Source organism: Pseudomonas sp. NBRC 111139 (assembly GCF_001753955.1).
Classification (GTDB): Bacteria; Pseudomonadota; Gammaproteobacteria; order Pseudomonadales; family Pseudomonadaceae; genus Aquipseudomonas; species Aquipseudomonas alloputida.
Map to the genome: position 1 here is coordinate 12,021 of NZ_BCBP01000064.1, position 26,895 is coordinate 38,915.

General features: G+C 63.0%; 23 protein-coding genes and 1 other RNA gene. 10 read left to right on the forward strand and 14 right to left on the reverse strand.

Translation table 11 applies throughout. From position 1 onward, the window contains the following. Nucleotides 1-236 precede the first annotated feature (236 nt). From BJQ17_RS23400 to ffs, 5 genes are all read left to right on the forward strand, one after another. Entirely contained in the window at nt 237-896 is a 660-nt protein-coding gene (locus tag BJQ17_RS23400; RefSeq protein WP_003254317.1) for a GntR family transcriptional regulator, read from the forward strand. Nucleotides 897-899: 3 nt separating this feature from the next. After that, the gene (gene smc / locus BJQ17_RS23405; protein WP_054889503.1) at nt 900-4,388 is read left to right on the forward strand and encodes a chromosome segregation protein SMC; all 3,489 of its coding nucleotides are present in this window, start codon (nt 900-902) and stop codon (nt 4,386-4,388) included. 205 nt (nt 4,389-4,593) lie between these two features. After that, a complete protein-coding gene (zipA, locus tag BJQ17_RS23410) occupies nt 4,594-5,487 on the forward strand; it encodes a cell division protein ZipA (RefSeq protein WP_003254313.1) in 894 nt (297 codons plus the stop codon). A 235-nt stretch (nt 5,488-5,722) separates the two neighbouring features. Next, the gene (gene ligA / locus BJQ17_RS23415; RefSeq protein WP_070096717.1) at nt 5,723-8,053 is read left to right on the forward strand and encodes an NAD-dependent DNA ligase LigA; all 2,331 of its coding nucleotides are present in this window, start codon (nt 5,723-5,725) and stop codon (nt 8,051-8,053) included. A gap of 227 nt (nt 8,054-8,280) precedes the next feature. Then, nucleotides 8,281-8,377, forward strand: an RNA gene (gene ffs, locus BJQ17_RS23420) — signal recognition particle sRNA small type. Nucleotides 8,378-8,405: 28 nt separating this feature from the next. On the opposite strand, the gene BJQ17_RS23425 is transcribed toward ffs, so the two are convergent. Continuing rightward, nucleotides 8,406-8,825 carry a helix-turn-helix domain-containing protein gene (locus BJQ17_RS23425; protein WP_003254311.1) on the reverse strand — a complete coding sequence of 140 codons (420 nt, stop codon included), beginning with the start codon at nt 8,823-8,825 and terminating at the stop codon, nt 8,406-8,408. Between the two features lie 83 nt (nt 8,826-8,908). Here BJQ17_RS23425 and BJQ17_RS23430 point away from each other — a divergent pair, with 83 nt between their 5' ends. Both BJQ17_RS23430 and BJQ17_RS23435 read left to right on the forward strand, forming a co-directional pair. Then, nucleotides 8,909-9,397 (forward strand): DUF2938 domain-containing protein, encoded by a 489-nt coding sequence (locus BJQ17_RS23430; RefSeq protein ID WP_004577058.1) that lies wholly within the window; start codon nt 8,909-8,911, stop codon nt 9,395-9,397. Between the two features lie 356 nt (nt 9,398-9,753). Further along, nucleotides 9,754-10,029, forward strand: coding sequence for a hypothetical protein (locus tag BJQ17_RS23435; RefSeq protein WP_012051686.1), 276 nt, complete (start codon nt 9,754-9,756; stop codon nt 10,027-10,029). 162 nt (nt 10,030-10,191) lie between these two features. On the opposite strand, the gene BJQ17_RS23440 is transcribed toward BJQ17_RS23435, so the two are convergent. Further along, nucleotides 10,192-10,998 carry an ABC transporter substrate-binding protein gene (locus BJQ17_RS23440; protein ID WP_070096718.1) on the reverse strand — a complete coding sequence of 269 codons (807 nt, stop codon included), beginning with the start codon at nt 10,996-10,998 and terminating at the stop codon, nt 10,192-10,194. Between the two features lie 121 nt (nt 10,999-11,119). Here BJQ17_RS23440 and dnaX point away from each other — a divergent pair, with 121 nt between their 5' ends. The 3 genes from dnaX (at nt 11,120) to recR (ending at nt 14,497) form a co-directional block, all read left to right on the forward strand. Beyond that, a complete protein-coding gene (gene dnaX / locus BJQ17_RS23445) occupies nt 11,120-13,201 on the forward strand; it encodes a DNA polymerase III subunit gamma/tau (protein WP_070096719.1) in 2,082 nt (693 codons plus the stop codon). A 63-nt stretch (nt 13,202-13,264) separates the two neighbouring features. Continuing rightward, a complete protein-coding gene (locus BJQ17_RS23450; protein WP_003254305.1) occupies nt 13,265-13,600 on the forward strand; it encodes a YbaB/EbfC family nucleoid-associated protein in 336 nt (111 codons plus the stop codon). Between the two features lie 294 nt (nt 13,601-13,894). Then, nucleotides 13,895-14,497 (forward strand): recombination mediator RecR, encoded by a 603-nt coding sequence (gene recR, locus BJQ17_RS23455; RefSeq protein WP_003254304.1) that lies wholly within the window; start codon nt 13,895-13,897, stop codon nt 14,495-14,497. Nucleotides 14,498-14,532: 35 nt separating this feature from the next. Here the strand turns inward: recR and BJQ17_RS23460 are convergent, their stop codons facing one another. The 12 genes from BJQ17_RS23460 to ccoN form a co-directional block, all read right to left on the reverse strand. Then, nucleotides 14,533-15,081 carry an adenine phosphoribosyltransferase gene (locus BJQ17_RS23460; RefSeq protein WP_003254303.1) on the reverse strand — a complete coding sequence of 183 codons (549 nt, stop codon included), beginning with the start codon at nt 15,079-15,081 and terminating at the stop codon, nt 14,533-14,535. A gap of 55 nt (nt 15,082-15,136) precedes the next feature. After that, nucleotides 15,137-15,871, reverse strand: coding sequence for a Crp/Fnr family transcriptional regulator FnrA (fnrA, locus tag BJQ17_RS23465; RefSeq protein WP_003254301.1), 735 nt, complete (start codon nt 15,869-15,871; stop codon nt 15,137-15,139). A 186-nt stretch (nt 15,872-16,057) separates the two neighbouring features. Then, complete coding sequence (gene hemN / locus BJQ17_RS23470) at nt 16,058-17,440, reverse strand: oxygen-independent coproporphyrinogen III oxidase (protein WP_070096720.1); 1,383 nt, start codon at nt 17,438-17,440, stop codon at nt 16,058-16,060. 104 nt (nt 17,441-17,544) lie between these two features. Then, complete coding sequence (locus BJQ17_RS23475; protein WP_265181024.1) at nt 17,545-18,264, reverse strand: sulfite exporter TauE/SafE family protein; 720 nt, start codon at nt 18,262-18,264, stop codon at nt 17,545-17,547. Then, complete coding sequence (gene ccoS, locus BJQ17_RS23480; protein WP_003254296.1) at nt 18,221-18,436, reverse strand: cbb3-type cytochrome oxidase assembly protein CcoS; 216 nt, start codon at nt 18,434-18,436, stop codon at nt 18,221-18,223. The genes BJQ17_RS23475 and ccoS overlap by 44 nt, the downstream gene beginning before the upstream one ends. Then, complete coding sequence (locus tag BJQ17_RS23485) at nt 18,415-20,889, reverse strand: heavy metal translocating P-type ATPase (RefSeq protein WP_004577071.1); 2,475 nt, start codon at nt 20,887-20,889, stop codon at nt 18,415-18,417. Before BJQ17_RS23485 ends, ccoS begins: the two co-directional genes overlap by 22 nt. A gap of 151 nt (nt 20,890-21,040) precedes the next feature. After that, entirely contained in the window at nt 21,041-21,568 is a 528-nt protein-coding gene (locus tag BJQ17_RS23490; protein ID WP_003254292.1) for a FixH family protein, read from the reverse strand. A gap of 15 nt (nt 21,569-21,583) precedes the next feature. Continuing rightward, a complete protein-coding gene (ccoG, locus tag BJQ17_RS23495) occupies nt 21,584-22,999 on the reverse strand; it encodes a cytochrome c oxidase accessory protein CcoG (protein WP_070096721.1) in 1,416 nt (471 codons plus the stop codon). Nucleotides 23,000-23,295: 296 nt separating this feature from the next. Beyond that, nucleotides 23,296-24,273 carry a cytochrome-c oxidase, cbb3-type subunit III gene (ccoP, locus tag BJQ17_RS23500; RefSeq protein WP_003254289.1) on the reverse strand — a complete coding sequence of 326 codons (978 nt, stop codon included), beginning with the start codon at nt 24,271-24,273 and terminating at the stop codon, nt 23,296-23,298. Beyond that, nucleotides 24,270-24,461 (reverse strand): CcoQ/FixQ family Cbb3-type cytochrome c oxidase assembly chaperone, encoded by a 192-nt coding sequence (locus BJQ17_RS23505; RefSeq protein WP_003254287.1) that lies wholly within the window; start codon nt 24,459-24,461, stop codon nt 24,270-24,272. The genes ccoP and BJQ17_RS23505 overlap by 4 nt, the downstream gene beginning before the upstream one ends. Nucleotides 24,462-24,466: 5 nt before the next feature. Next, nucleotides 24,467-25,075 carry a cytochrome-c oxidase, cbb3-type subunit II gene (gene ccoO, locus BJQ17_RS23510; protein WP_003254286.1) on the reverse strand — a complete coding sequence of 203 codons (609 nt, stop codon included), beginning with the start codon at nt 25,073-25,075 and terminating at the stop codon, nt 24,467-24,469. Continuing rightward, nucleotides 25,075-26,517: a cytochrome-c oxidase, cbb3-type subunit I gene (gene ccoN, locus BJQ17_RS23515; RefSeq protein ID WP_003254284.1), complete on the reverse strand. Its 1,443-nt coding sequence runs from the start codon at nt 26,515-26,517 to the stop codon at nt 25,075-25,077. Before ccoN ends, ccoO begins: the two co-directional genes overlap by 1 nt. Nucleotides 26,518-26,895: the final 378 nt, after the last annotated feature.

The following is a 26,895-nucleotide window of genomic DNA, read 5'->3' on the forward strand; positions in this document are numbered from 1 at the left end:
GGGCGGACTCTAAGCAAGACCTGTCTGGCAGGTCAATATTTTTCTGACTCAAAGGTCAAGAAAATGCACGTATCCATGCCCAGCCGCACACACTGCCTCTATTCCAAGCATAGATCGCGCCGGGCGCGTGGCTGTCTGAAAGGTCAAATAAACCACCTGGCCCCTCTGCGCGATTACCGCCCAAGTACGCTACAATTCGCCCCTTGTGCCCAGTTCAATGATTTTGAAGGAAAACCATGACGTTCAAGGCCCCGGACAGCCTCTCCGAGCAGATTGCCGATTACCTGGCCGAACGCATCATCCGCGGCGAGCTGGCGCCGGGCGAACGTATCCAGGAGCAGAAGGTTACCCAGGCGCTCAACGTCAGCCGCGGCTCGGTGCGCGAAGCACTGCTGATCCTCGAACGCCGCCATCTGGTGGCGATCCTGCCGCGACGTGGTGCCCATGTCACCGAACTGGACGAACGCAGCGTTCGTAGCCTGTGCTCGCTGATGGGCGAGTTCTACATCCTGCTGGGCAATGCGGTTGCGCAAAAATGGCGCACCGAAGCCGACCTGCGCCCGTTTCTGGAGATCCAGCAGCGGCTGCAGCGTGCCCATGACCAGCTCGACATCAAGACCTTCGTCGCCGACAGTTTTGCGGTCATGCGTGCGGCCTATCCGTTCGCCGACAACCCGTTCCTGCAGGAAACCGTGGAAAACCTGCAACCGGCCATGAGCCGTGCCTATTACCTGTCGCTGGACCAGCGCCAGGCCAACATGATCGACTATCTCGACCTGTTCGCCCGCCTGCTCGAAGCCGTGGTCTCCCGCGACCTGCCGCGCATTCGCGAGGTGCTCACCGCCTATGGCCAGCGCAGCTGCGAACTGGTGCTGGCGGCACTGGCCAGAGGCTGACCGATGCGCCTGAAGTGCATTCGCCTGGCCGGGTTCAAGTCGTTCGTCGACCCGACCACGGTCAACTTCCCCAGCAACATGGCGGCCGTGGTCGGCCCAAACGGCTGCGGCAAGTCCAATATCATCGACGCGGTGCGTTGGGTGATGGGCGAAAGTTCGGCGAAAAACCTGCGCGGCGAGTCGATGACCGACGTCATCTTCAACGGCTCCAGTGGCCGCAAGCCGGTCAGCCAGGCCAGTATCGAACTGGTGTTCGACAACAGCGAAACCACCCTGGTCGGCGAGTATGCCGCCTACGCCGAGATTTCGATCCGCCGCAAGGTTACCCGCGACGGGCAGAACAGCTATTACCTCAACGGCACCAAGTGCCGCCGGCGTGACATCACCGATATCTTCCTCGGAACGGGTCTGGGGCCGCGCAGTTACTCGATCATCGAGCAGGGCATGATCTCCAAGCTGATCGAGGCCAAGCCCGAGGAGCTGCGCAACTTCATCGAGGAAGCGGCGGGCATTTCCAAATACAAGGAGCGCCGCCGCGAAACCGAGAACCGCATCCGCCGCACCCAGGAAAACCTGGCGCGTCTGACCGACCTGCGCGAAGAGCTCGAGCGCCAGCTGGAGCGTCTGCATCGCCAGGCCCAGGCCGCCGAGAAGTACCGTGAGTACAAGGCTCAGGAGCGGCAGATGAAAGCGCGCCTGTCTGCCTTGCGCTGGCGAGGCCTGGACGAACAAGTCCGCCAGCGCGAATCGGTGATCGGCGACCAGGGCGTTTCTCACGAGGCGCTGGTGGCCGAGCAGCGCAATGCCGATGCCAGTATCGAACGCCTGCGCGACGGTCATCACGAACTGTCCGAACGCTTCAACCAGGTGCAGGGCCGTTTCTACTCGGTGGCCGGTGACATCGCCCGGGTCGAGCAGAGCATTCAGCACGGCCAGCAGCGCCTGCGCCAGTTGCAGGACGACTTCAAGGAAGCCGAGCGCACACGCCTGGAAACCGAATCGCACCTGGGGCACGACCGTACCTTGCTGGCAACCCTGAGCGAAGAGCTGGTCATGCTCGAACCCGAGCAGGAAATGACCCTGGCGGCTGCCGAGGAAGCCGCTGCCGCGCTTGAAGAGGCCGAGCTGGGCATGCACGGCTGGCAGGAGCAGTGGGACAGCTTCAACAGCCGCTCCGCCGAACCGCGCCGCCAGGCCGAAGTGCAGCAGGCGCGTCTGCAGCAGCTGGAAACCAGCCTTGAGCGCCAGGCCGAGCGCCAGCGCAAGTTGGTCGAGGAGCGCGAGCAACTGGGCAGCGACCCGCAGGATGCCGCCATGTTCGAACTGGCCGAGCAATTGGCCAGCAGCGAAATGCTGCTGGAAGAACTGCAGCTCTGCGAAGAGCAGGTGATCGAGCGCCTGGAAAGCGCGCGCGAGCAACTGCAGCAGGCCACCCGGGCGCAACAGCAGGCACAGGGCGACCTGCAGCGCCTGGGCGGGCGCCTGGCCTCGCTTGAAGCCTTGCAGCAGGCCGCCCTGGAGCCGGGCGCAGGTGCTGCGCAATGGCTGCACGGCCAAGGGCTGGAGCAACAGCCGCGGCTGGCCGAAGGCTTGCGGGTGGAGCCGGGTTGGGAGCTGGCGGTAGAGACGGTGCTTGGCGCCGATCTGCAGGCTGTGCTGGTGGACGATTTCAACGACCTCGATTTTGCGGGCCTGGAACAGGGTGAGCTGCGCTTGCTGCTGGCCGTCGGCGCGGGGGCGACGTTGCCCGGCAGCTTGCTGGAGAAGGTTGAGGGCCGTATCGACCTGGCGCCCTGGCTGGGCCAGGTCAGGCCTGTGGAAGACCTGGCTCAGGCACTGGAGCAGCGCGGGTCGCTCGGCGAAGGGCAGAGCCTGGTCAGTCGTGATGGCTACTGGGTCGGCCGGCACTTCCTGCGGGTACGCCGAGGTGGCGAGGCCGAAGGCGGCGTGCTGGCGCGCGGCCAGGAAATCGAACGCCTGGGCCAGGAACAACTGGAGCAGGAAGCGGCGCTGGAACAGCTCGATCAACAGTTGCAGGCGCTGCGCGAGCAGCAACTGGACCTGGAGGAGCAGCGCGAACAGTTGCGCCGCCGCACACAGGATGAAAACCGCCTGCACGGCGAGCTGAAGGCCAGTCTTTCGGCCAGCCGCGCGCGCGCCGAGCAGGTCGAGCTGCGCCGCCGCCGCCTGCACGAAGAGCTGGGCGAGCTGGAAGAGCAGCGCGCCCTGGAACACGAGCAACTGGGCGAAGCACGCCTGCTGCTGCAAGAGGCTCTGGAGCTCATGGCCCAGGACACCGAGCAGCGCGAACAGTTGATGGCCCGCCGCGACACCCTGCGCGAAAGCCTTGACCGGGTGCGTCAGGAGGCCCGCCAGCACAAGGACCACGCTCACCAGCTGGCGGTGCGCCTGGGGTCGTTGCGTGCCCAGCACGACTCCACCCGCCAGGCGCTGGAGCGTCTGGAGCAGCAAGCTGCGCGCCTGACCGAGCGCCAGGAACAACTGAGCCTGAACCTGGAGGAGGGTGAAGCCCCGCAGGAAGAACTGCGCCTGAGACTGGAGGAGCTGCTGGAGCGGCGCATGAGCGTCGACGAGGAAATGCGCCTGGCTCGCCTGCACATGGACGAAGCTGACCGCGAACTGCGCGATGCCGAAAAACGCCGTACCCAGGCCGAGCAGCAGGCCCAGCTGCTGCGTGGTCAACTGGAGCAGTTGCGCCTGGAGTGCCAGGGCCTGGATGTGCGGCGCAAGACCCTGCAAGAGCAGTTGCTGGCCGACGGCTATGACCTGCAAGGCGTGCTCGCCACCCTGGAAACCGAGGCCAGCGAGCAGGGTACCGAACAGGAACTGGAGCAGCTTGAAGCGCGCATCCAGCGCCTGGGGGCGATCAACCTGGCGGCCATCGAAGAATACGAGCAGCAATCCGAGCGCAAACGATACCTGGACGCTCAGGACGCCGACCTGGTCGAAGCGCTGGAGACCCTCGAAAACGTCATCCGCAAAATCGACAAGGAAACCCGCAACCGCTTCAAGGATACCTTTGATCAGATAAATGCCGGATTACAGGCACTTTTCCCAAAAGTTTTCGGTGGTGGCAGCGCTTATCTGGAACTGACGGGCGAAGATCTACTCGATACAGGGGTAACGATCATGGCGCGACCGCCGGGCAAGAAGAACAGCACCATCCATCTGCTGTCCGGCGGCGAGAAGGCACTGACCGCCTTGGCGCTGGTGTTTGCCATCTTCAAGTTGAACCCCGCACCGTTCTGCATGCTCGACGAGGTCGATGCACCGCTGGACGATGCCAACGTCGGGCGCTACGCGCGTCTGGTCAAGGAAATGAGTGAAAGCGTGCAGTTCATCTACATCACCCATAACAAGATTGCCATGGAGATGGCGGACCAATTGATGGGGGTAACCATGCATGAGCCGGGTTGTTCACGCCTTGTTGCAGTCGATGTGGAGGCGGCCATGGCCATGGTCGACGCTTGATGCACGACGATAGGGGCACATTCTGCAGCGAAATGCCCCCGCCGTGTGCGACAGACGGTGTAAAGTTGTCTTTGGTCGTGCTAGCTTAATGTCACTCGTTTTTTGCGTGGGTAAAACGCCTGTCAGAACATAGAGTTGGCGCCACGTGTTAAAGGGCTTTGAACCCTTTGTTTTCAAGCATATTTTTATAGAGGCACGGGATTACATGGAAATCGGTCTGCGCGAGTGGCTGATCCTCATCGGCATCATTGTTATCGCCGGGATTCTTTTCGACGGCTGGCGCCGCATGCGCGGCGGGAAAGGCAAGTTGAAATTCCGTCTGGATCGCAGTTATTCCAACCTGCCGGACGAAGAGGGTGGCAGTGCCGAGGTGCTCGGCCCGTCGCGCGTGCTCGATACCCACAAGGAGCCTGAGCTGGACGAAAGCGACCTGCCGTCGCTCAGCGCATCTGCGCGTGATCGCGAGCGTGAGCCCAAGCCGGTCAAGGCCAGCAAGCGCGGCAAGCGTGCCAGTGCGGCTGCCGATGTGCAGCAGGGTGACCTGAACCTGAGCGCCGAGCAGCGCGAGCCCGACCTGTTTGCCGACAGCGATGACGACTTTGCCGCCGACAACAACCGTAGCAGCGGCGCAGCGCCTGCCAGCAGCAGCGTCAAGGAGTTGCCACCCGCCGAAGAGGTGCTGGTCATCAGCGTGATCTCCCGCGACGAGGGTGGCTTCAAGGGCCCGGCGCTGCTGCAGAACATCCTGGAAAGCGGCTTGCGCTTCGGCGAAATGGACATCTTCCACCGCCACGAGAGCATGGCCGGTCACGGCGAGGTGCTGTTCTCGATGGCCAACGCAGTCAAGCCTGGCGTGTTCGACCTGGACGACATCGATCACTTCAGCACTCGCGCTGTGAGCTTCTTCCTCGGCTTGCCGGGCCCGCGTCATCCGAAGCAGGCTTTCGACGTGATGGTTGCCGCGGCACGCAAGCTGGCCCATGAACTGAACGGTGAGCTCAAGGATGACCAGCGCAGCGTGCTGACTGCCCAGACCATCGAGCACTACCGCCAGCGTATCGTCGAGTTCGAGCGCCGTGCGCTGACCCAGAAACGCTGACAGATCCAGACGAAAGAGCAGCCTGAGGGCGTGCTGGCCGGTTCGGGTATCGTCGTTGCCTGTGCCGGCCTCTTCGCGGGTAAACCCGCTCCTACAGGTACATCACCGCCCTAGGGCATGTGACGCCCTTGTAGGAGCGGGTTTACCCGCGAAGAGGCCGGCACAGTCAATAGACACCTAAAACTCCACGCACACCCCAAGCTGCTCTTTTGCTTTGCAAGAGAAGACAAATCCCATGACCGCCGAAACCCGTATCCTCGAACTGCGTGCCGAGCTCGATCAGCATAACTATCGCTACTACGTGCTCGACGAGCCCAGCGTGCCTGATGCCGAATACGACCGCCTGTTCAACGAGCTCAAGGCGCTGGAAGCCGAACACCCGCACCTGGTAACCCCCGACTCGCCCACCCAGCGCGTTGGCGGCGCTGCCTTGGCTGCGTTCAGCCAGGTGCGCCACGAAGTGCCCATGCTCAGCCTGGGCAACGCCTTTGAAGAAGCCGACCTGCGTGAGTTCGGTCGCCGTGTGGTAGAAGGCCTCGATCAGCCGGGTGCGGTCGACTACAGCTGCGAACCCAAGCTCGATGGCCTGGCCGTGAGCCTGCTGTACCGCGACGGACAGTTGGTGCAGGGCGCCACCCGGGGCGACGGCACCACTGGCGAAGACATCAGCGCCAACGTACGCACCGTGCGCAACATCCCGCTCAAGTTGCAGGGTAAGGGCTGGCCGGCAGTGCTGGAGGTGCGCGGCGAGGTGTACATGAGCAAGGCCGGTTTCGACCGGCTCAATGCCGCCCAGGCCGAGGCCGGTGGCAAGACCTTCGCCAACCCGCGCAATGCCGCTGCTGGCAGCTTGCGCCAGCTGGACTCGAAAATCACCGCCAGCCGCCCACTGGAGTTCTGCTGCTATGGTGTCGGCCAGTTGTCCGAAAGCATCGGCGACAGCCACATCGGCATCCTCGAGCAACTCAAGGCCTGGGGCCTGCCGATCAGCCGCGAGCTCAAGCATGCGGCGGGCATCGAAGAATGCCTGGCCTACTACCGCGACATTGGCGAGCGGCGTAACAGCCTGCCGTATGAGATCGACGGTGTAGTGTTCAAGGTCAACAGCCTGGCCGCCCAGCGCGAGCTGGGCTTCCGCGCCCGTGAGCCGCGCTGGGCGATTGCCCACAAGTTCCCGGCCATGGAAGAGCTGACCGAGGTGCTGGACGTTGAGTTCCAGGTTGGCCGTACGGGTGCCGTAACGCCTGTGGCGCGGCTGAAGCCGGTCAAGGTGGCCGGTGTGACCGTGTCCAACGCCACCTTGCACAACATGGACGAAATCGCCCGCCTGGGCCTGCGCATCGGCGACACGGTGATCATTCGCAGGGCCGGCGACGTGATCCCGCAGGTGATGCAGGTGGTGCTGGAGCGTCGTCCGCAAGACGCCCGCCCGGTAGAAGTGCCAAGCGAGTGCCCGGTGTGTGGTTCGCAGGTCGAGCGCACCCAGCTGGTCAAACGCAGCAAGGGCAAGGAAACCACCAGCGAAGGTGCGGTGTACCGCTGCGTCGGACGCCTGGCCTGTGGCGCGCAGCTCAAGCAGGCGATCATTCATTATGTGTCGCGCCGTGCCATGGACATCGACGGCCTGGGTGAGAAGAGTGTCGAGCAGTTGGTGGATGAAGGCCTGATCGGCTCGCCGGCTGACCTGTACAAGCTGCAGTTCGAGCAGGTCGTCGGCCTTGAAGGCTTTGCCGAGGTGTCGACCCAGAAGCTGCTGGATGCCATCGAAGCCAGCAAGCGCCCGAGCCTGGCGCGCTTCATCTACGCGCTGGGCATCCCGGATGTCGGCGAGGAGACTGCCAAGGTGCTGGCCCGCTCGCTGGGCAGCCTGGCGCGCGTGCAGCAGGCATTGCCGCAGGTGCTGACCTATTTGCCGGACATCGGTCTCGAAGTGGCCTACGAGATCCACAATTTCTTTGAAGACGAGCACAACCAGAAGGTTATCCAGCAGCTGCTCGACAGCGGTATGCAGTTGCAGGACGAAGGTGAGCTGGCCGCCGAATTTGCCGCCAGCACCACCTTGGCCGGGATGATCGCCAAGCTCGACATTGCCTCCGTCGGCCCGACCGGTGCCGAGAAGTTGGTGGCCAAGCTCGACAGCCTGGACAAGATCATCGCCGCCGACGGCATTGACCTGCGCCAGGCCCTGGCGGCCAAGCAGGTCGACGCAGTGCGTGAGTTCTTCAAGGATGAAGCAAACCAGAAACTGGCCCGGGACATCGAAGCGCAGCTGCTGGCATTCGGCATGCACTGGAGCAGCGAGAAGAAGGTGGCCGAAGGCTTGCCGCTGGCCGGCCAGACCTGGGTGCTGACCGGTACGCTGGAGCGCATGAGTCGGGACATTGCCAAGGACAAGCTGGAAAGCCTGGGGGCCAAGGTTGCCGGTTCCGTTTCCGGCAAGACCCACTGCGTGGTGGCAGGGCCGGGGGCAGGTTCCAAGCTGGCCAAGGCTGCTGAGCTGGGTGTGAAGGTACTGGACGAAGATGCCTTCGTCACATTCCTGGCCGAACAGGGCATAGCGGTCTAGGCATCCGTGCCCCCCCTGTGGGGGGGCAACTGCCTTGCTCAAAACTCGAAAAGCCTGCGCGGTCCCCCGTAGGAGCGGGTTTACCCGCGAAGAGGCCCGTCCAGGCCGTCTCGCCCCTGACAAGTCATTGAGAAATGATGACTTTTTCTGCCGCAGTGGTTGTATCTGCCCCAAAGACCGGTACAATGGCGCCACTCGCTGCTCAGCGAGGCATGTAGTGGTGGTCCCATCGGTCCCCCCGCATTGATTACCCGTTAACCTGGTCAGGCCCGGAAGGGAGCAGCCATAGCGGGAACATCGAGTGCCGGGGTGTGGCTGGTGGGGCCGCCTCCATTTCTGGGGTCGGAAAACCTCAATCTGTAACGAACGTCTTCGTTCTTTTCTGCTTTTCGCCCAATGCTCCTGCCGCCGACAGCTTCATCAGCTGCTGGAATTTCGGGCATGTCAGATGATCTTTCTCAGGGCATTGCGCGGCATGCCGCAACCCCTTGCTCATCGCCTGCAAGCGCTTGATCCGCGCATCCAGCTCGTCCGCCTTTGCTATCAGCATCTGCCTGTCGACCTGCAGGTCCACCAGCATCGCCCCCACTTCATCCAGCGAAAACCCCGCAGCCTGCCCCAGGGCGATCAGCGCCAGCCTGTCCGCCACATCGGCTGCAAACTGTCGACGCTGACCGTGCCCGGCAAGCGACTTGAGCAAGCCTTTCTTCTCGTAGTAACGCAGTGTCGATGCAGGTACGCCTGTGCGTTTGGCGACGTCGGCAATGTCCATTTCGGGCCCTTGACTTGAAGTTGACTTCAACTTCTATGCTGCGCGGCATGGGTAATGACCGTCAACTTTCGAGGGCTTGTTCAATGACGTTTACTGCGATGTTTTTAGCTGCATTGCCGATTGGCATAGGTGCCACTGTAGTGATGGACCTGTGGGGGCTGCTGCTGAGGCGGTTGGGTGTGGCAACGCTGAACTTTGCCATGGTCGGGCGTTGGGCGGGGCACTTGCTAGGTGGGCGTGTTTCGCACCAAGCGATTGCCAAAGCGGAACCGGTGCGAAATGAGTTGGCGTGGGGATGGGTGATTCACTACGCCACCGGCGTGCTTTTCGCGATGCTGCTGCTTGTGATCGTAGGGGAGGGCTGGTTGCGGTCGCCTACTCTTTTACCTGCAGTAGTTGTGGGTGTGGGTACAGTCGTGGCGCCGTTTTGCCTCATGCAGCCGGCGATGGGGGCAGGGTTCTTTGCGTCCAGAACGCCGACACCTGCGCGGAACTGTCTGAAGAGCCTGGCCACGCATTTTGTGTTTGGTGTGGGGTTGTTCTTGAGTGCGTATTTACGGGCTTTGGTGTGAAGACAGGGATCCCGATAACAGTAAGCACATGATCAGAGTGCCCACTTTAAGATAGGTCTGATAACAGTCTAGGAAAGCCCCTACACGTCAGGCAGGCATAGCGAATTATCCTACGTGTTCCGTCGACTCCCGTCTGATTGTCCCGGTCAACCTCGCCCACTAGGCTTTCGCGGTCGCTGTCAGTTCAGCGATCGGGTGTGGAAGCCTGGGTGGTTTGGCGGCTGTCGATATGACAGTTGTGCGTGGGAGGCCTTCGGGCCTGCCGGGTTTGCCATACCCCTGGTCTTCCACCCCGCGTACAACTGTCACCCTAAGTGTGGAAGCGAAAGGGGGCTCTCGCCCGGTATGGTGAGCTCATGAAAAAATTGGTCCCCGATCCGCCCCACGTCTTTGATCTTCCCCAAGGCAAATCCCTTTCCCGCGCGATCAGCGAAGGCATCGTCCCGATGGAGTTCGCGTTGATGAATGTTTCCCACTACCTGATGTTCGCCTACAGCGATAGCCGGCGGGCGCTTGAGCGTATTCAGGACGAAGAAACCAGGCAGTTGTTGGAGCATGGTTTGCGGGCCATGCAGATTGCCTGGGGGCAGGCGGATGCTGTCAGCTTGGCGTTTGAACGTAAAGGCCGGTGACATTGAGTTTGTGATAGCGATTGTGAGTGTGCCTCACAACGCTGTGGGAGCGGGCATGCCCGCGAAGAATATAACGCGGTGGATGGCACCGGCTATGCCGGTGTTCGCGGGCAAGCCCGCTCCCACAGTGTTTGCGCAAGCGTTCGCGAAATGAGCAGGGCGTTAGTTGCGCTGGCTGTGTGCCGGCATTTTGCTGGGTATTTCGGGCCGGGCCACAGACATACTGTCCGGGTCGCCCGTCCCTCCATACCGCTGCAAAATCCGCTCGATCTCCCCCGACTGCTTCATTCTTACCAACGCCCGCAACAGCCCTTGTGTCGGTATCGCCGGATCGTTGCGCACCATGCACCCCAAATCCTGTTCGTCCAGCACTGCCAGCGCTTGCAATTGCTGCTCCGCTGGCAACCCTTGGTTGAACCACTGCAACGACAACTGATTGCTCACCGCATGGCGATACCGGCCTGCCTGCAGCTTTTGCAGCACCAGCAACTGGCTGCGGCTGTCCTCACGGTGCAGCTGGCCGTGGTCCAGCAGCGGTTGCAGGGTTGAATAGGTGTAGCCAAGCACCGTGCCAATCGCCTGGGGTGGCAGTTGCTCCGCGGATATCGGGTTGCTGTCGCCGGCGCGGCCAACCAGTACGTCGCGCTGATGAATCAGCGGGATACTCCACACAAAATCCCTTGGACGGTCGTTGAGCCACTGGGTGCTGACGTAGCAACGCACATCAATGTCGCCGCTGCTCATGGCCTCCTCCAGGCGCAGGCGGGCCATGACATGGAACTCGGGGCGAGCGCCCACTTGCCTGGCAACGGCTTGCATCAGGTCGTAAAGCAATCCCTCCACTGGCTGATCGCCTTCGATGCGTACCAGCGGCATGCTCCAGCTCTCGGCGACGGAAAAGCGCAGCACCGGCTGGTCAGCCAGGCTGTTTGTAGACCACAGCAGTAACAGGGCCAGCAGTCTTCGCAAAGGCAATCCTCCCTGGACAATGCGCCATTCCAAGCTTAGACGAGTTGCGCAGGGTGCAATTTTGCCCCCGCTCCGCTAGCATTAGCGATCTTCCGCTCGATCAGGCTACGATGGTTTTTCGATGAGTTATCAGGTTCTTGCACGAAAATGGCGTCCGCGCTCGTTCCGCGAAATGGTCGGCCAGACCCATGTGCTCAAGGCCTTGATCAATGCCTTGGACAACCAGCGCCTGCACCATGCCTACCTGTTCACCGGTACCCGCGGCGTGGGCAAGACCACCATCGCCCGTATTATCGCCAAGTGCCTGAACTGTGAAACCGGCATCACCTCCACGCCCTGTGGCACCTGTTCGGTGTGCCGGGAAATCGACGAAGGCCGTTTTGTCGACCTGATCGAGATTGACGCCGCCAGCCGTACCAAGGTCGAGGACACCCGCGAACTGCTCGATAACGTGCAGTACGCCCCTAGCCGTGGGCGCTTCAAGGTCTACCTGATCGACGAAGTGCACATGCTCTCGACCCACTCGTTCAACGCCTTGCTCAAGACGCTGGAAGAGCCACCGCCCTACGTCAAGTTCATCCTCGCCACCACCGACCCGCAGAAGCTGCCGGCCACCATCCTGTCGCGCTGCCTGCAGTTCTCGTTGAAGAACATGAGTCCGGAGCGGGTGGTGGAGCACCTCAGCCACGTACTGGCCGCCGAGAACGTGCCGTTCGAGGAAGATGCCCTGTGGCTGCTGGGCCGTGCGGCCGATGGTTCCATGCGTGATGCCATGAGCCTGACCGACCAGGCCATCGCCTTTGGTGAAGGCAAGGTACTGGCTGCCGATGTACGTGCCATGTTGGGTAGCCTCGACCATGGCCAGGTGTATGGGGTCTTGCAGGCACTGCTCGAAGGCGATGCCAGGGCTTTGCTGGAGGCCGTGCGTAACCTGGCCGAGCAAGGACCGGACTGGTCGGGCGTTCTGGCCGAAATGCTCAATGTGCTGCACCGTGTAGCCATTGCCCAGGCGCTGCCCGAAGCGGTAGACAACGGCCAGGGTGATCGCGAGCGGGTATTGGCGCTGGCTTCGGCGCTGCCGGCCGAGGATGTGCAGTTCTATTATCAGATGGGCCTGATAGGCCGCCGTGACCTGCCCCTTGCGCCGGACCCGCGCGGTGGCTTCGAGATGGTGCTGCTGCGCATGCTGGCGTTCCGCCCGGCAGACACGGACGATGCACCGAAGCCGGTGCTAAAGCCAACGGGGATCAGCCAGGCCACAGCTGATCCTGCAGGGCAGGTGGCAGCCGCGGCGCCGGTCGCGCTTTCATCGCCTGTCGCGGCTGTGCCGGCGGAGCCTGTAGCGCAAGCCCCGCAGCTGGAGGTGCCTGCACCCGCGACGGCTGATCATGAGCCGGAGGCCGAGGCAGATGTTGAGCTGAAGGCCGAAGCCGAGGCCATCTCCGTACCTGAGCCTGTTGCCGAAGTGGTCGACTTGCCGTGGGAAGAGCCTGCCGTTGCGCCCGCGCCGTTAGCGGCTGAACTCGCGCCCGAACCGGCACCCGCGCCCGAGTCCGAGCCTGTTGCCCCGGTGGCGCCCCCACAGGCCACCCCGGCACACGACGAGCCGCCTTTCGACCCGTCTGCCTACGCTGCCGTGGGGATGGAGCGCGACGATGAGCCGCCGCTTGACGAAGACTACTACGGTGGCGAAAGCGACCCGGCAGGCTTCAGCTACCTGGACGAGCTGGCCGAGCATGTTCAGGAAGATGTGTCCAAACCGGCGGCCGAACCGTTGCCGGCAGCCAAACCAGCCACCGGTCTGGCCCTGCAATGGCTGGAATTATTCCCACAGTTGCCTGTGTCCGGGATGACAGGCAACATCGCGGCAAACTGTACGTTGATTGCCGCCGATGGCGACGACTGGTTGCTGCATCTGGACCCGGGCCAGGGTGCGTTGTTCAACGCCACCCAGCAGCGGCGCCTGAACGAAGCGCTCAACCAGCACTTGGGGCGCACGCTGAACCTGCGCATCGAGCTGATCCTGCCCGAGCAGGAAACCCCGGCTCAGGCCGCAGCGCGCAAGCGTGCCGAGCGCCAGCAGGACGCCGTCGCGTCGATCGAGCAGGATCCGTTGATCCAGCAGATGATCAAGTTGTTCGGCGCCAAGGTGCGGCAGGATACTATTGAGCCTGTAGAAGCCCTGGCCAGTCAGGGCCAGTAACGGATAACCATGCGGCCGGCCCGGTGCCGGGCCGCATCACATGACCCAATCGAGGTATACCCCATGATGAAAGGTGGCATGGCCGGCCTGATGAAGCAGGCCCAGCAGATGCAGGAAAAAATGCAGAAGATGCAGGAAGAACTGGCCAACGCCGAAGTCACCGGTCAGTCCGGTGGCGGTCTGGTGAGCGTGGTGATGACCGGTCGTCATGACGTCAAGCGCGTCAGCATCGACCAGAGCCTGATGTCGACTGATGAAGATGACAAGGAAGTACTGGAAGACCTCATTGCCGCTGCGCTGAACGACGCCGTGCGCAAGGTTGAGCAAAGCAGCCAGGAAAAGATGGGCGGCATGACCGCCGGCATGCAGCTGCCGCCAGGCTTCAAGATGCCGTTCTAAGGCATTGAGGTACTCAAAAACGCCGCTGATATCAGCGGCGTTTTTTTGCGTAGATTTCACCCGGCTGCGGTCTGCTCTTTATGTGGGGGGCGGCCTTGTGTCGCGAAAGGGGCGCGAAGCGGCCCCCGGATTCCAGCTTTGCAGCATAGAGTGCCGGGGCTGCTTAGCAGCCCTTTCGCGACACAAGGCCGCTCCCACAAAAAAGCCGACCTTGCAGGCTTTGGGCGAGGTGATTTGACGCCACCGCCCCCGCTGGGTATAAACCGCCTCTTATTGAATTGTCAGGCCTTTCCCATGAGCTTCAGCCCTCTCATCCGCCAACTGATCGACGGCCTGCGCATCTTGCCAGGCGTTGGCCAGAAAACCGCCCAGCGCATGGCCCTGCAACTGCTCGAGCGCGACCGCAGTGGCGGGCTGCGCCTGGCTCAGGCCTTGACCCAGGCCATGGAAGGGGTAGGGCATTGCCGCCAGTGTCGCACCCTCACCGAGCAGGAACTGTGCCCGCAGTGCGCCGACCCGCGCCGTGACGACACCCAGTTGTGCGTGGTCGAGGGGCCGACCGATGTGTATGCGGTGGAGCAGACGGGCTACCGTGGCCGTTACTTCGTGCTCAAGGGGCACCTGTCGCCGCTGGATGGCCTGGGGCCTGAGGCGATCGGTATTCCGCAGCTGATGGCGCGGATCGAAGAGCAGGGCACCTTTACCGAGGTGATCCTGGCGACCAACCCGACGGTGGAGGGGGAGGCGACGGCGCATTACATTGCCCAGTTGCTGAGCGAGAAAGGCTTGGTGGCGTCTCGCATTGCCCATGGTGTGCCGCTGGGCGGTGAGCTGGAGATGGTGGACGGTGGTACCTTGGCCCATGCCTTTGCAGGGCGCCGGCCCATTTCGCTCTGATTCATTGGGGCTGCAAAGCAGCCCCAAAAGCCCACTCAGTACTCGCTGAGGGAAAACTCGGTCAGGCAGAAGGTAGGCACCCCGGCCGCCTGCAACCGGCGCGACCCGTCCAGTTCCGGCAGGTCGATGATCGCTGCCGCCTCGAACACCTGCGCCCCAGTACGACGCACCAAGTTGGCCGCCGCCAGCAGCGTACCGCCAGTAGCAATCAGGTCATCGAAGATCAGCACCGAGTCGCCTTCACACAGGCTGTCGGCATGCACTTCCAGGAAGGCCTCGCCGTACTCGGTCTGGTAACCCTCGCTCAACACGTCGGCCGGCAGCTTGCCCTGCTTGCGGAACAGGATCAGCGGCTTGTTCAGCTGGTGGGCGATGATCGAGCCGATCAGGAAACCCCGCGCGTCCATGGCGCCGATGTGGCTGAATTCAGCCTCGACATAGCGCTCGATGAACTGATCGGCCACATAGCGCAGCCCGCGTGGCGACTGGAACAACGGGGTAATGTCGCGGAAGATCACACCCGGTTTGGGGAAGTCCACTACCGGGCGGATCAGGGCTTTGAGGTCGAAGGCTTCGCTGTGCATTGTTGCGGGTATCCTGGGAAAACGAATGCCCAAGTATACCCGCTAAAGACCAGCGTCAGGCCTCGATTGCACCACCGGCCAGCGCGCACAGCTGGATCGGGTCGAGGATGTGCACTTCCTTGCCCTCGGCGCGCAGCAGGCCGTTCTGCTGGAAGCGGGTGAACACCCGCGACACGGTTTCTACCGCCAGGCCAAGGTAGTTGCCGATTTCGTTGCGCGACATGCTCAGGCGGAACTGGTTGGCCGAATAGCCACGGGCGCGGAAGCGCGCCGACAGGTTGACCAGGAAAGTGGCAATGCGCTCGTCCGCGGTTTTTTTCGACAGCAGCAGCATCATTTGCTGGTCGTCGCGGATTTCGCGGCTCATTACCCGCATCAGCTGGCGGCGTAGCTGTGGCAGTTGTACCGACAGCTCGTCCAGCCGCTCGAAGGGGATTTCACACACCGAAGTGGTTTCCTGGGCCTGGGCCGATACCGGGTAGGCCTCGGTATCCATGCCTGACAGGCCGACCAGTTCGCTGGGCAGGTGAAAGCCTGTGATCTGCTCTTCGCCGCTGTCGCTGAGGCTGAAGGTTTTCAGGGCCCCGGACCGTACTGCGTAGACCGAGCCAAAACTGTCACCCTGGCGGAACAGAAACTCGCCTTTCTTGAGCGGCCGCCCGCGTTTGACGATTTCATCCAGTGCGTCCATGTCTTCCAGGTTCAGCGAAAGAGGCAGGCACAGGGGGGCCAGGCTGCAATCCTTGCAATGGGCCTGGTTGTGTGGGCGCAGTTTGACTGGCTCGGACATTTGAATCGATCCTTGTGGGAAAGCACACATAAGTCGTAAGGGTAACTCACGACACAGGGTGTAGGCCAGTGTGCGCGGTGATGGTGCGCGCTGGCGAAACCCCGGCAGGTGGCCTGCCGGGAGTCCTTGTGTGCTCATAGTGTGCCTGACAAGGAAGCTTGTCCATGCGGTTGAACGCCTTGTTTTTCAGATCACTCGCGAGAAGCGCTGGCGGTTGTGCATCGCCAGATAGGCGTCGAACACCATGCATACCGAGCGCGCCAGCAGCCGGCCGGCGGGCAGGATGCGAATGCCCTTGTCGTCCAGGCTGATCAGGCCGTCGCGCTGCAAGGTCAGCAGCTCGGGCCAGAGGTCGTTGAAGTAACCGCGAAAATCCAGGGTGAAAGCCTGTTCGATGGGTTCGAAATCCAGCTCGAAATGGCAGATCAGTTGCTGGATCACTGCCCGGCGTATGCGGTCGTCGTGGTTGCACAGCAAGCCGCGCTGGGTGGCCAGCTGGGCGTTGGACAGGCTGTCCTGGTAGGTGTTGAGGTCACTGCTGTTCTGGCAGTACAGGTCGCCGATCTGGCTGATCGCCGACACGCCCAGGCCAATCAGGTCGCAGTGCCCGTGGGTGGTGTAGCCCTGGAAGTTGCGCTGCAAGGTGCCTTCTTCCTGGGCAATGGCCAGTTCGTCGTCGGGCAGGGCGAAGTGGTCCATGCCGATGTAGCGGTAACCGGCGGCGGTCAGTTGGTCGATGGTGGCGTGCAGCATCTCCAGCTTGGCGGCCGCGCTGGGCAGATCGTTGCTGTCAATGCGCCGTTGCGGCATGAAGCGTTCGGGAAGGTGAGCGTAGTTGAACACCGACAGGCGGTCGGGCTGCAGGCGGATCACCTCTTCGACGGTGCGGGCAAAGCCTTCCGGGGTTTGCTTGGGCAGGCCGTAGATCAAGTCGAGGTTGACCGAGCGAAACTGCAGCGTGCGCGCAGCCTCGATCAAGGTGCGGGTCTGCTCCAGGCTCTGCAGGCGGTTGATCGCGCGCTGCACGACCGGGTCGAGGTCCTGTACACCCAGGCTGACGCGGTTGAAGCCCAGTTCGCGAAGCAGGCCCATGGTCGACCAGTCGGCTTCGCGAGGGTCGATCTCGATGCCGTAGTCGCCGGAATCGTCGTCCAGCAGGTGGAAGTGCTGGCGCAGGGTGGACATCAGCTGGCGCAGTTCCACATGGCTGAGGAAGGTCGGTGTGCCGCCGCCAAAATGCAGCTGTTCAACACGTTGTTTAGGGTCCAGGTGGCAGGCGATCAGCTGGATTTCCTGCTCCAGGCGCTGCAGGTAGGGCGCGGCGCGCGCACGGTCTTTGGTGATGACCTTGTTGCAGGCGCAGTAGTAGCAGATGTTGGCGCAGAACGGCACATGCACGTACAGCGACAGCGGGCGTACGGCCCGTCGGCTCTCGCGCAGGGCGTTGAGCAGGTCGAACGAACCCACCTCGCTGTGCAGTTGCACGGCGGTTGGGTAAGAGGTGTAGCGTGGCCCGGCGAGATCGTAGCGGCGGATCAGGTCGGTATCCCAACGGAGGTCGTCGAGCATGAGGGTAGTCCCCGGAAAGAGCAGCAGTGCACCGGAGTCTATGGCCGTCTGTAGGAAACTGTGTTGATTTGTATCAAGGGCATTGGGGCTGCTTTGCAGCCCCGTCAATGCCCCATCAGCCAGTGCTGGTGTGGGCCCGGCAGGGTCCAGACACCGAATAGCATCACCAGCACACCGCCCGCCACGCGCACGCTGCGTCGCCGCAACAGGGCGTTTACCCGTTCGGCAGCCAGCCCGGTTGCCAGCAACACCGGCCAGGTGCCCAACCCGAACGCGAGCATCAATACCGCGCTGTACCCTGCGTTGCCCTGGCTGGCGGCCCACAGCAGGGTGCTGTACACCAAACCGCACGGCAGCCAGCCCCACAAGGCGCCCAGCAGCAGCGCCCGGGGCAGGCTGGACACCGGCAGCAAGCGCGACGCCATCGGCTGGATATGCCGCCACAACCCGCGGCCCAGCGCCTCGATACGGGTCAGCCCGCTCCACCAGCCGGCCAGGTACAGGCCCATGGCAATCAGCAGCAGCGCTGCAGCCACCCGCAGCGCCAGCGCTGCCGGGCTGCTGGCCACGGCCCAGCCGGCCAGGCCCAGCAACAGGCCGGCGCAGGCATAGCTGAAAATGCGCCCCAGGTTGTACGCCAGCAACAGGCGCAGGCGCTTGCCGCGTTGTTCGGGGGGGATGGCCAAGGTCAGTGCGCCCATCAGGCCACCGCACATGCCCAGGCAGTGACCGCCCCCTAGCAGGCCAAGGACCAGTGCCGAGCCCAGCAGCGCAAGCAGGTCAGGCACGGGGCGGTGGTTCCTTGTCGGTGTCGGCCGGGGCATCGTCAAGCTTCACTGCCGCCTGGTGGCGCGGGTCCTGATCGTCGAACAGGATGCTGTGGGCGGGGCCTTCAAGGTCATCGTACTGACCGCTGTCGACCGCCCAGAAGAAGATGTACACGGCCACGCCGACCAGCAGCAGGGCTGCCGGGATCATGACATAGAGGGCGGGCATGGCGACTTCCTCCCGGGTAAAGGGGCTTCGTGGGGCAGCGGGCCCGAGGCCACTGGCATACGGGTCAGGCGCAAGGCATTGAGCACCACGATCAGCGAGCTGACCGACATGCCGATGGCGGCCCACACCGGCGTGATCCAGCCGAGCGCGGCGAACGGCAACATCAGGCCATTATACAGGGTCGCCCACAGCAGGTTCTCGAGGATGTTGCGGCGGGTGCGGCGGGCCAGCTCGAACGCCTGCACCAGCGCTTGCAGGCGGTTGGACAGCAAGACGGCGTCGGCACTGGTCTTGGCCAGGTCGGTGGCGCTGCCCATGGCGATGCTGATATCGGCGGCGGCCAGTACCGGTACATCGTTGACCCCGTCGCCGAGCATCAGCACCTTGCGCCCGTCAGCCTGCAGGGCTTTCAGGCGGTCCAGTTTGTCATCCGGGCGCAGGCCGCCAATGGCCTGCTCGATACCCAGCTGCGCGGCCACTTCGGCAACCATCGGCGAGCTGTCGCCCGACAGCAGCAGGGTGTGCCAGCCGCGCGCCTTGCAGGCAGCGAGCAGGGCCGGGGCATCGTCGCGCAGGCGGTCATCCAGGCCGAACCAGGCCAGTGGCCCCTGGCGGTCGCCCAGCAGCAGCCACTGGCCGCGAGGCTCGGGCACAGCGGGGATTTCCGCACCACTCAAGGCGCAGACGAAGGTAGCCTGACCAATGCGCAGGCGCTGGCCGTCGACCAGCCCCTCCAGGCCCAGGCCGGGTACGCTCTGTACGTCATCGGCAGGCGTGGCGGTACGACCAAAGGCGCGAGCGATGGGGTGTTCGGAGCGGTTTTCCAGCGCCGCGGCCAGGGCCAGGCAGCGGTCGGCGGCCTGGCTGCCGAGCGGGCGGATGCTGCGCAAGGTCAGGCGGCCTTCGGTCAGTGTGCCGGTCTTGTCGAAAATCACCGTGTCGATGTGGTTCAGGCCTTCCAGCACGTGGCCGCGGGTGACCAGCAGACCAAGCTTGTGCAGGGTTCCGGTGGCGGCGGTCAGTGCGGTTGGCGTAGCCAAAGACAGGGCACAAGGGCAGGTGGCCACGAGCATGGCCAGCACGATCCAGAACGCCCTTGTCGGGTCCAGGTGCCACCACCACAGGCCGATGGCAACGGCGGCCAGCAGCGAGAACAGCAGGAACCACTGCGAGGCGCGATCGGCGATTTCCGCCAGGCGCGGTTTTTCAGTCTGGGCGCGCTCCAGCAGGCGGACGATGGCCGACAAGCGTGAGTCATGGCCGAGGGCTTCCACTTCCACATTCAGCGCGCTTTCGACGTTCAGCGTACCGCCAGTGACCCGCTCACCCACCCGGCGTGGTTGCGGCAGATACTCGCCGGTCAGCAGCGATTCGTCGACGCTGGAGCGGCCCTCGACGATGCGCCCGTCGGCAGGGATGACCGCGCCGGGCAGCACCTGCACGGTGTCGCCGCACTGTAACTCGCTGAGCAGGATGCGTTCGCTGCGCCCGATGGCGTCCAGGCGCAGGCATGAGGCTGGCAGCAGGTTGACCAGCTGCGCAGTGGCCGCCGCTGTGCGCTCGCGGGCGCGGCGCTCCAGGTAGCGGCCGGTCAGCAGGAACAGGGCGAACATGCCCACCGTGTCGAAATAAAGCTCGCCGCTGCCAGTGATGGCTGTCCAGATGCCGGCGCCGAACGCCAGGCCAATGGCCAGCGACACCGAAACGTCCATGGTCAGGTGGCGCGTTCGCAAGTCGCGCGCCGCGCCCTTGAAGAAGGGCGCGCAGCTGTAGAACACGATGGGAATGGTCAGGAACAGCGCCACCCAGCGCAGGATCGTGTGCAACTCGGGTGTCAGGTCGATGTTGAATTCCGGCCAAGTGGCCATGGTCGCCATCATCGCCTGGAACCACAGCAGCCCGGCCACGCCCAGGCGGCGTAGGGCGCTGCGGTTTTCCCGGGCCAATTGCTCGGCGGCCTGGTCAGGCTGGTAGGGGTGGGCGGCGTAGCCGATCTGGCGAAGTTCGGCGAGCAGGCGCGACAGCGGCAGCTGCTTGTCGTCCCAGTTCAGCGCCAGGCGGTGGTTGGACAGGTTCAACCGGGCTTCGGCGACACCGGGCAGGTTGCGCAAGTGCTTTTCGATCAGCCAGCCGCAGGCGGCGCAGCTGATGCCCTCGACAAGCAAGGTGGTTTCGGCCAGCTCGCCCTGGTGGCGGACGAAGGTTTGCTGCACGTCGCTGCGGTCGTACAGGGCCAGTTCGTCCTGCAGTTGCTTGGGCAGGGCTTCGGGGTTGGCGCTGTTGTCGCTGCGGTGCTGGTAGTAATGTTCCAGGCCACCCGCGACGATCGACTCAGCCACCGCCTGGCAACCGGGGCAGCAGAACTGCCGCGGCTGGCCGAGGACCACGGCGGTGAAGCGGCTGCCGGCCGGGACGGGCAGGGCGCAGTGGTAGCAGGGGGTGGGCTGGGTCATTTTGGAACAGTCTTATGTCGTGAGATCGCCGGGGCTGCTTCGCCGCCCTTTCGCGACGCAAGGCCGCCCCCACAGAAGCATGCGTTCTCCTGTGGGAGCGGCCTTGCGTCGCGAAAGGGGCGCAAAGCGCCCCCATTCATACCAGGAATCATTACTGGTGTTCGGCACCTTGAAGGGCTTCGTCACCCAACTGCAAGGTCACACCATGCGCCACTTTTTCCTCTTCGAACAGGCGCCAGACCTGGCCCCCTTCGCTGCCCAGCAGTTCCACAAAGCGCCGCCCGTCGACCTTGTCCTCCAGTTGTCCCACATAGCGCCCTGCTTCGACACGGCTCAGCAGCACCTTGCGGTCCTTCTCTGGCTGGGTCGGCGAAATCAGGTTCAGCTCCAGGTTTTGCGGGCCACTGCTACCGGTCAGGCGCAGGTCCACTTCGCCGGTCAGTTCGTCCAGATGCACGCTGGCTTTCAGGCCCAGCTGCTGCGCCAGCAGCTCGCGGTCCAGCGAGCGGTTGATGCCCTTGCCGGCCTCGTAGTAGTTGTCATTCACCAGGTTGTCCGGGTTGTGCACAGCGATGCTGACCATGGTCAGGCTCAGGCACACCGAGGTGGTGAGAATGCCGATGATGATCCAGGGCCAGAGGTGCTTGTACCAGGGGCTGGCGGCGGTGGCGGCAGGCATTGTGCGTTATCTCTCTTAGCGGATCTGTGGGCCGATGAAACGGCTCTTGGCTTCAACCTGGGCGTCGCTGTCGTCGGCGCTCTTGAGGATGAAGGTGATTTCGTTGGTGGTCGATGGCAGCTTCTCGGGGGCAACCGACAGCTGCACGGGAAGGCTGACGATGTCACCGGCGGCCACGCGGATCTCGCGCTGGCCTTCGAGCTTGAGGTCTGGCAGGCCGGCGGCGTCCAGCACGTAGACGTGATCGCGCTGATCCTTGTTCATTACCTTCAGGCTGTACACGTTCTCGATCCGGCCCTGGGCGTTTTCGCGGTACAGCACGCGGTCTTTGCTGACGTCGAAACCGACCAGCGAACGGGTGGCGAAGGCCGTCGCCAGCCCGATCATCATCACCAGCAGTACCACGGCATAGCCGATCAGACGCGGGCGCAGCAGGTGGGTCTTCTGCCCGGACAGGTTGTGTTCGGTGGTGTAGCTGATCAGGCCTTTGGGGTAGTTCATCTTGTCCATGATGCTGTCGCAGGCGTCGATGCAGGCTGCGCAGCCGATGCACTCGATTTGCAGGCCGTCACGGATGTCGATGCCGGTCGGGCAGACCTGCACGCACATGGTGCAGTCGATGCAGTCACCCAGGTCCTGGGCTTTGTAGTCGGTATCTTTCTTGCGCGGGCCGCGGGTTTCGCCACGGCGCGGGTCGTAGGACACGATCAGCGTGTCCTTGTCGAACATCACACTCTGGAAACGTGCATACGGGCACATGTACACACACACCTGTTCGCGCAGCCAGCCGGCGTTGCCGTAGGTGGCGAGGGTGAAGAAACCGACCCAGAAGTAGGCCCAGCCATCGGCCTGGCCCGTGAAGAATTCGACCACCAGCTCACGGATCGGCGAAAAGTAGCCGACAAAGGTCATGCCGGTGACAAAGCCGATCAGCAGCCACAGGCTGTGCTTGGTGAATTTGCGCAGGAACTTGTTGCCGCTCATGGGGGCTTTGTCGAGCTTCATGCGCTGGTTGCGGTCACCCTCGGTGACCTTTTCGCACCACATGAAAATCCAGGTCCACACGCTTTGCGGGCAGGTGTAGCCACACCACACCCGGCCGGCGAACACAGTGATGAAGAACAGGCCGAAGGCGGCGACGATGAGAATGCCCGAGAGCAGGATGAAGTCTTGCGGCCAGATGGTGGCGCCGAAGATGTAGAACTTGCGTTCGGGCAGGTTCCACCACACGGCCTGGTGCCCTCCCCAGTTCAGCCACACGGTGCCGAAGTACAGCAGGAACAGTGCGGCACCCCCGACCATGCGCAGGCGACGGAACAGGCCGGTGAAGGCGCGAGTGTAGATCTTTTCCCGGGAAGCGTAGAGGTCGACGGAATCCTTCCCTTTGCTGGCAGGCGGGGTGACATCATGTACCGGAATTTGCTTGCTCATCATCAAGTCCCACGGCAGTGGAGAAACGCCGCGGCCTGTGCGTGCGGGCCGCAGTCTCGCGCAATCTGCTAGCGCTCTGCGGTCCATGATACGCCGCTGAGGGCGGTATGGGATCGCACTGCGACCTTTAGTCGCGTTGGGTTCGTGGTATGAAACGTGTTATGGCGGGTGTCAATTGATCCAGGTCATCAGCCTGCGAGAAATGCTGTGCCAGTACCGGCCTGTTCGCGGGTAAACCCGCTCCTACAAGGATCCTGTGTAGGAGCGGGTTTACCCGCGAACAGGCCAGGCCTGCCTTACTCAGCCTTGGCCGGCTCAGCCTGGTGCGACAGGCTGTACACATAAGCCGCCAGCAAGTGCACCTTGTCGTTGCCCTGCAGCTGTTCCTGGGCCGGCATCTGCCCCTGGCGGCCATAACGGATAGTCTGCTGCAATTGGGCAAAGCTCGAGCCGTAGATGAACGCCTGCGGGTGGGTCAGGTTCGGTGCGCCCATGGCGGGCGTGCCTTTGCCTTCCGGCCCGTGGCAGGCCACGCAGTTGGCTGCGAAGATCTTCTGCCCGTTCTCCACATCGGCCTTCGCACCCTCAGGCAGTGTGCGGCCATCGAGTTTGCTGACCACGAACGCAGCCACGTCGGCCACGCCCTGGTCACCGATCACTTCGGCCCAGGCCGGCATCACGCCATGGCGACCGCCCATGATGGTGGTCTTGATGGTGTCCGGTTCGCCGCCCCAGCGCCAGTCGTTGTCGGTCAGGTTGGGGAAGCCGAAGGCGCCCTTGGCGTCGGAGCCGTGGCACACCGAACAGTTGGAGGCGAACAGCCGTGCACCCATTTTCAATGCCTGTGGGTCCTTGGCTACGTCTTCGATCGGCATCGCCGCGAACTTGGCGAAGATCGGCCCGAAGCGGGCGTCGGCCTTGGCCATTTCCTTTTCCCATTCGTGCACGCCGGTCCAGCCCGGCTGGCCGTTGGAAAACTCGGTCTGCTTGTCGTTATCCAGGTACGAATAGCCCGGCAGGACGCCTTTCCAGTTGCCCAGGCCCGGGTACAGCACCAGGTAGCCGAGGGCAAAGATGATGGTGCCGACGAACAGCCAGAACCACCATTTCGGCAGCGGGTTGTCGTATTCCTCGATGCCATCGAAGGCATGCCCGACGGTTTCGTCGGTAACCTCTTCGCGCTGGCCCTTGCGGGTCGACAGCAGCAGCCAGGTCAACGAGAAGATGGTGCCCAGGGTCAGGACGGTAACGTACAGACTCCAGAAGGTTGTCATTGTTGTTTGCTCCCAGAAGCTTTTGCTTGCTCGACGTGCCGAGTGGCCTCGGGGTCATCCGCGAAGGGCAGTTGGGTCGCTTCGTCGAAGTCCTTTTTACGCCGTGGGTTGAACACCCACAGCGCCAGGCCCACGAAGGCCACCATCACCACGACGGTGCCCAGGCCGCGAATCATCCCGATATCCATCAGCGTCACCGTTTGCTCTTGATGATGGTGCCAAGACCCTGCAGGTACGCGACGATGGCGTCCATTTCGGTCTTGCCCTTGACCGCGTCACGTGCGCCAGCAATGTCGGCGTCGGTGTACGGGGTGCCGAGTGTGCGCAGCACTTCCATCTTCTTCGCGGTGTCTTTGCCGTCGAGCTTGTTCTCGACCAGCCACGGGTAGGACGGCATCTTCGATTCCGGTACCACGTTGCGCGGGTTGTACAGGTGCGCACGGTGCCAGTCATCGGAGTAGCGGCCGCCGACGCGGGCCAAGTCCGGCCCGGTACGCTTGGAGCCCCACAGGAACGGGTGATCCCACACGCTTTCACCGGCTACCGAGTAATGGCCGTACCGCTCGGTTTCGGCACGGAACGGGCGGATCATCTGCGAGTGACAGCCTACGCAGCCTTCGCGGATGTAGATATCGCGGCCTTCCAGCTCCAGCGCGGTGCGCGGCTTCATGCCCTCGACCGGCTTGTTGGTGACGTCCTGGAAAAACAGCGGGACGATCTGGGTCAGGCCACCGACGCTCACGGCGATGACCATGAAGAAGGCCAGCAGGCCTATGTTCTTCTCGACGGCTTCATGCTTCATCAGTGCGCTCCCACAACGACGATCTTGGCGGCCTCTTCAGCCTGTGCCGGGTTGGCGGCACGTACGGTACGGAACACGTTGTAGGCCATCAGCAGCATGCCGCTGGCGAAGAACGCACCGCCCAGGGCGCGGACGATGTAGCCGGGGTGGCTGGCCTGCAGGGCTTCGACGAAGGAGTAGGTGAGGGTGCCGTCATCGTTGATGGCGCGCCACATCAGGCCCTGGGTGATGCCGTTGACCCACATCGAGGCGATGTACAGTACGGTGCCGATGGTGGCCAGCCAGAAGTGCGCGTTGATCAGGCCGATGCTGTGCATCTGCTCGCGGCCGTAGAGTTTCGGGATCATGTGGTACACGGCGCCGATCGAAATCATTGCCACCCAGCCGAGGGCGCCGGCGTGGACGTGGCCGATGGTCCAGTCGGTGTAGTGCGACAGTGAGTTCACGGTCTTGATGGCCATCATCGGGCCTTCGAAGGTGGACATGCCGTAGAACGCCAGCGACACCACCAGGAAGCGCAGGATCGGGTCGGTGCGCAGTTTGTGCCAGGCGCCCGACAGGGTCATCATGCCGTTGATCATGCCGCCCCAGCTTGGCGCCAGCAGGATGATCGACATCACCATGCCCAACGACTGCGCCCAGTCAGGCAGGGCGGTGTAGTGCAGGTGGTGCGGGCCAGCCCAGATGTACAGGGTGATCAGCGCCCAGAAATGCACGATCGACAAGCGATACGAGTAGATCGGCCGCTCGGCCTGCTTGGGCACGAAGTAGTACATCATCCCCAGGAAACCGGTGGTGAGGAAGAAGCCCACGGCGTTGTGGCCGTACCACCACTGGATCATCGCGTCGGTGGCGCCGGAGTAGGCCGAGTACGACTTGAACAGGCTCACCGGCAGCGAGATGTGGTTGACGATGTGCAGCATCGCGGTGACCACGATGAATGCACCGTAGAACCAGTTGCCGACATAGATGTGCTTGGTCTTGCGCTTGACGATGGTGCCGAAGAACACCAGGCCGTAGGTAACCCAGACGATCGCCAGCAGGATCGCCAGCGGCCACTCGAGCTCGGCGTATTCCTTGGTGGTGGTGTAGCCCATCGGCAGGGTGATCAGCGCGCCGACGATCACGGCTTGCCAACCCCAGAAGGTGAAGGCGGCCATGCTGTCGGAGATCAGCCGGGTCTGGCAGGTGCGCTGCACCACGTAGTAGCTGGTGCCGAACAGCGCACAGCCCCCGAAGGCAAAGATCACCAGGTTGGTGTGCAGCGGGCGCAGGCGGCCGAAGCTGGTCCAGGGAAGGTCCAGGTTCAGCTGCGGCCACACCAGCTGCGAGGCGATGAAGACGCCGAGGCCCATGCCAAGGATCCCCCAGACCACCGTCATGATGGCGAACTGGCGGACGACCTTATAGTTATAAGCAGTCGGACTGATTGCTGTGCTCATTCTAAGGTTCCACGGTTTTGATGTTCTTGTTGGTCGAAAAATCGGCGCCAGTATTGATAACCAGCAAGGTTACCGCAACGCAACTTTGGTACGCCGACCCGTGTCCAGGTCCGATCACTGATGTCCCGCAGGGATCGGGTCTGGGCGATTGTACACAAATAAATATTTGTAATGTGTACCGTTTTTCATCTTTTTCTGATCGATCGGTCAAGTTTTTTCTGGGGCGGCGACAGGCCATGCGCCGTGTCTGCATCGGTCCTTTCGGAGCGAAGCCCACTGAGGCAACAAGCTTAGTTCTGTTCGGTGGGGGTGCAAGGGAAGGGGACTGAGGCTGGTAGTGGGCGGGGGAGTGTAAGGCTTGAGGGTTATGGGGGGCGG

Bases quoted from the DNA above. Each gene is read 5' to 3' on its own strand.
- ligA (WP_070096717.1), top strand. From the start codon at position 5,723: ATGACCGCCGAAACCCGTATCCTCGAACTGCGTGCCGAGCTCGATCAG.
- ccoO (WP_003254286.1), bottom strand. From the start codon at position 25,075: ATGAAGCATGAAGCCGTCGAGAAGAACATAGGCCTGCTGGCCTTCTTC.
- ccoS (WP_003254296.1), bottom strand. From the start codon at position 18,436: ATGCCCGCCCTCTATGTCATGATCCCGGCAGCCCTGCTGCTGGTCGGC.
- ccoG (WP_070096721.1), bottom strand. From the start codon at position 22,999: ATGAGCAAGCAAATTCCGGTACATGATGTCACCCCGCCTGCCAGCAAA.
- ccoN (WP_003254284.1), bottom strand. From the start codon at position 26,517: ATGAGCACAGCAATCAGTCCGACTGCTTATAACTATAAGGTCGTCCGC.
- zipA (WP_003254313.1), top strand. From the start codon at position 4,594: ATGGAAATCGGTCTGCGCGAGTGGCTGATCCTCATCGGCATCATTGTT.
- BJQ17_RS23425 (WP_003254311.1), bottom strand. From the start codon at position 8,825: ATGGACATTGCCGACGTCGCCAAACGCACAGGCGTACCTGCATCGACA.
- recR (WP_003254304.1), top strand. From the start codon at position 13,895: ATGAGCTTCAGCCCTCTCATCCGCCAACTGATCGACGGCCTGCGCATC.
- BJQ17_RS23475 (WP_265181024.1), bottom strand. From the start codon at position 18,264: ATGCCCCGGCCGACACCGACAAGGAACCACCGCCCCGTGCCTGACCTG.
- BJQ17_RS23400 (WP_003254317.1), top strand. From the start codon at position 237: ATGACGTTCAAGGCCCCGGACAGCCTCTCCGAGCAGATTGCCGATTAC.
- smc (WP_054889503.1), top strand. From the start codon at position 900: ATGCGCCTGAAGTGCATTCGCCTGGCCGGGTTCAAGTCGTTCGTCGAC.
- BJQ17_RS23485 (WP_004577071.1), bottom strand. From the start codon at position 20,889: ATGACCCAGCCCACCCCCTGCTACCACTGCGCCCTGCCCGTCCCGGCC.
- hemN (WP_070096720.1), bottom strand. From the start codon at position 17,440: ATGCTCGACGACCTCCGTTGGGATACCGACCTGATCCGCCGCTACGAT.
- fnrA (WP_003254301.1), bottom strand. From the start codon at position 15,871: ATGTCCGAGCCAGTCAAACTGCGCCCACACAACCAGGCCCATTGCAAG.
- BJQ17_RS23430 (WP_004577058.1), top strand. From the start codon at position 8,909: ATGACGTTTACTGCGATGTTTTTAGCTGCATTGCCGATTGGCATAGGT.
- BJQ17_RS23490 (WP_003254292.1), bottom strand. From the start codon at position 21,568: ATGCCTGCCGCCACCGCCGCCAGCCCCTGGTACAAGCACCTCTGGCCC.
- ccoP (WP_003254289.1), bottom strand. From the start codon at position 24,273: ATGACAACCTTCTGGAGTCTGTACGTTACCGTCCTGACCCTGGGCACC.
- BJQ17_RS23460 (WP_003254303.1), bottom strand. From the start codon at position 15,081: ATGCACAGCGAAGCCTTCGACCTCAAAGCCCTGATCCGCCCGGTAGTG.
- BJQ17_RS23435 (WP_012051686.1), top strand. From the start codon at position 9,754: ATGAAAAAATTGGTCCCCGATCCGCCCCACGTCTTTGATCTTCCCCAA.
- BJQ17_RS23505 (WP_003254287.1), bottom strand. From the start codon at position 24,461: ATGGATATCGGGATGATTCGCGGCCTGGGCACCGTCGTGGTGATGGTG.
- dnaX (WP_070096719.1), top strand. From the start codon at position 11,120: ATGAGTTATCAGGTTCTTGCACGAAAATGGCGTCCGCGCTCGTTCCGC.
- BJQ17_RS23450 (WP_003254305.1), top strand. From the start codon at position 13,265: ATGATGAAAGGTGGCATGGCCGGCCTGATGAAGCAGGCCCAGCAGATG.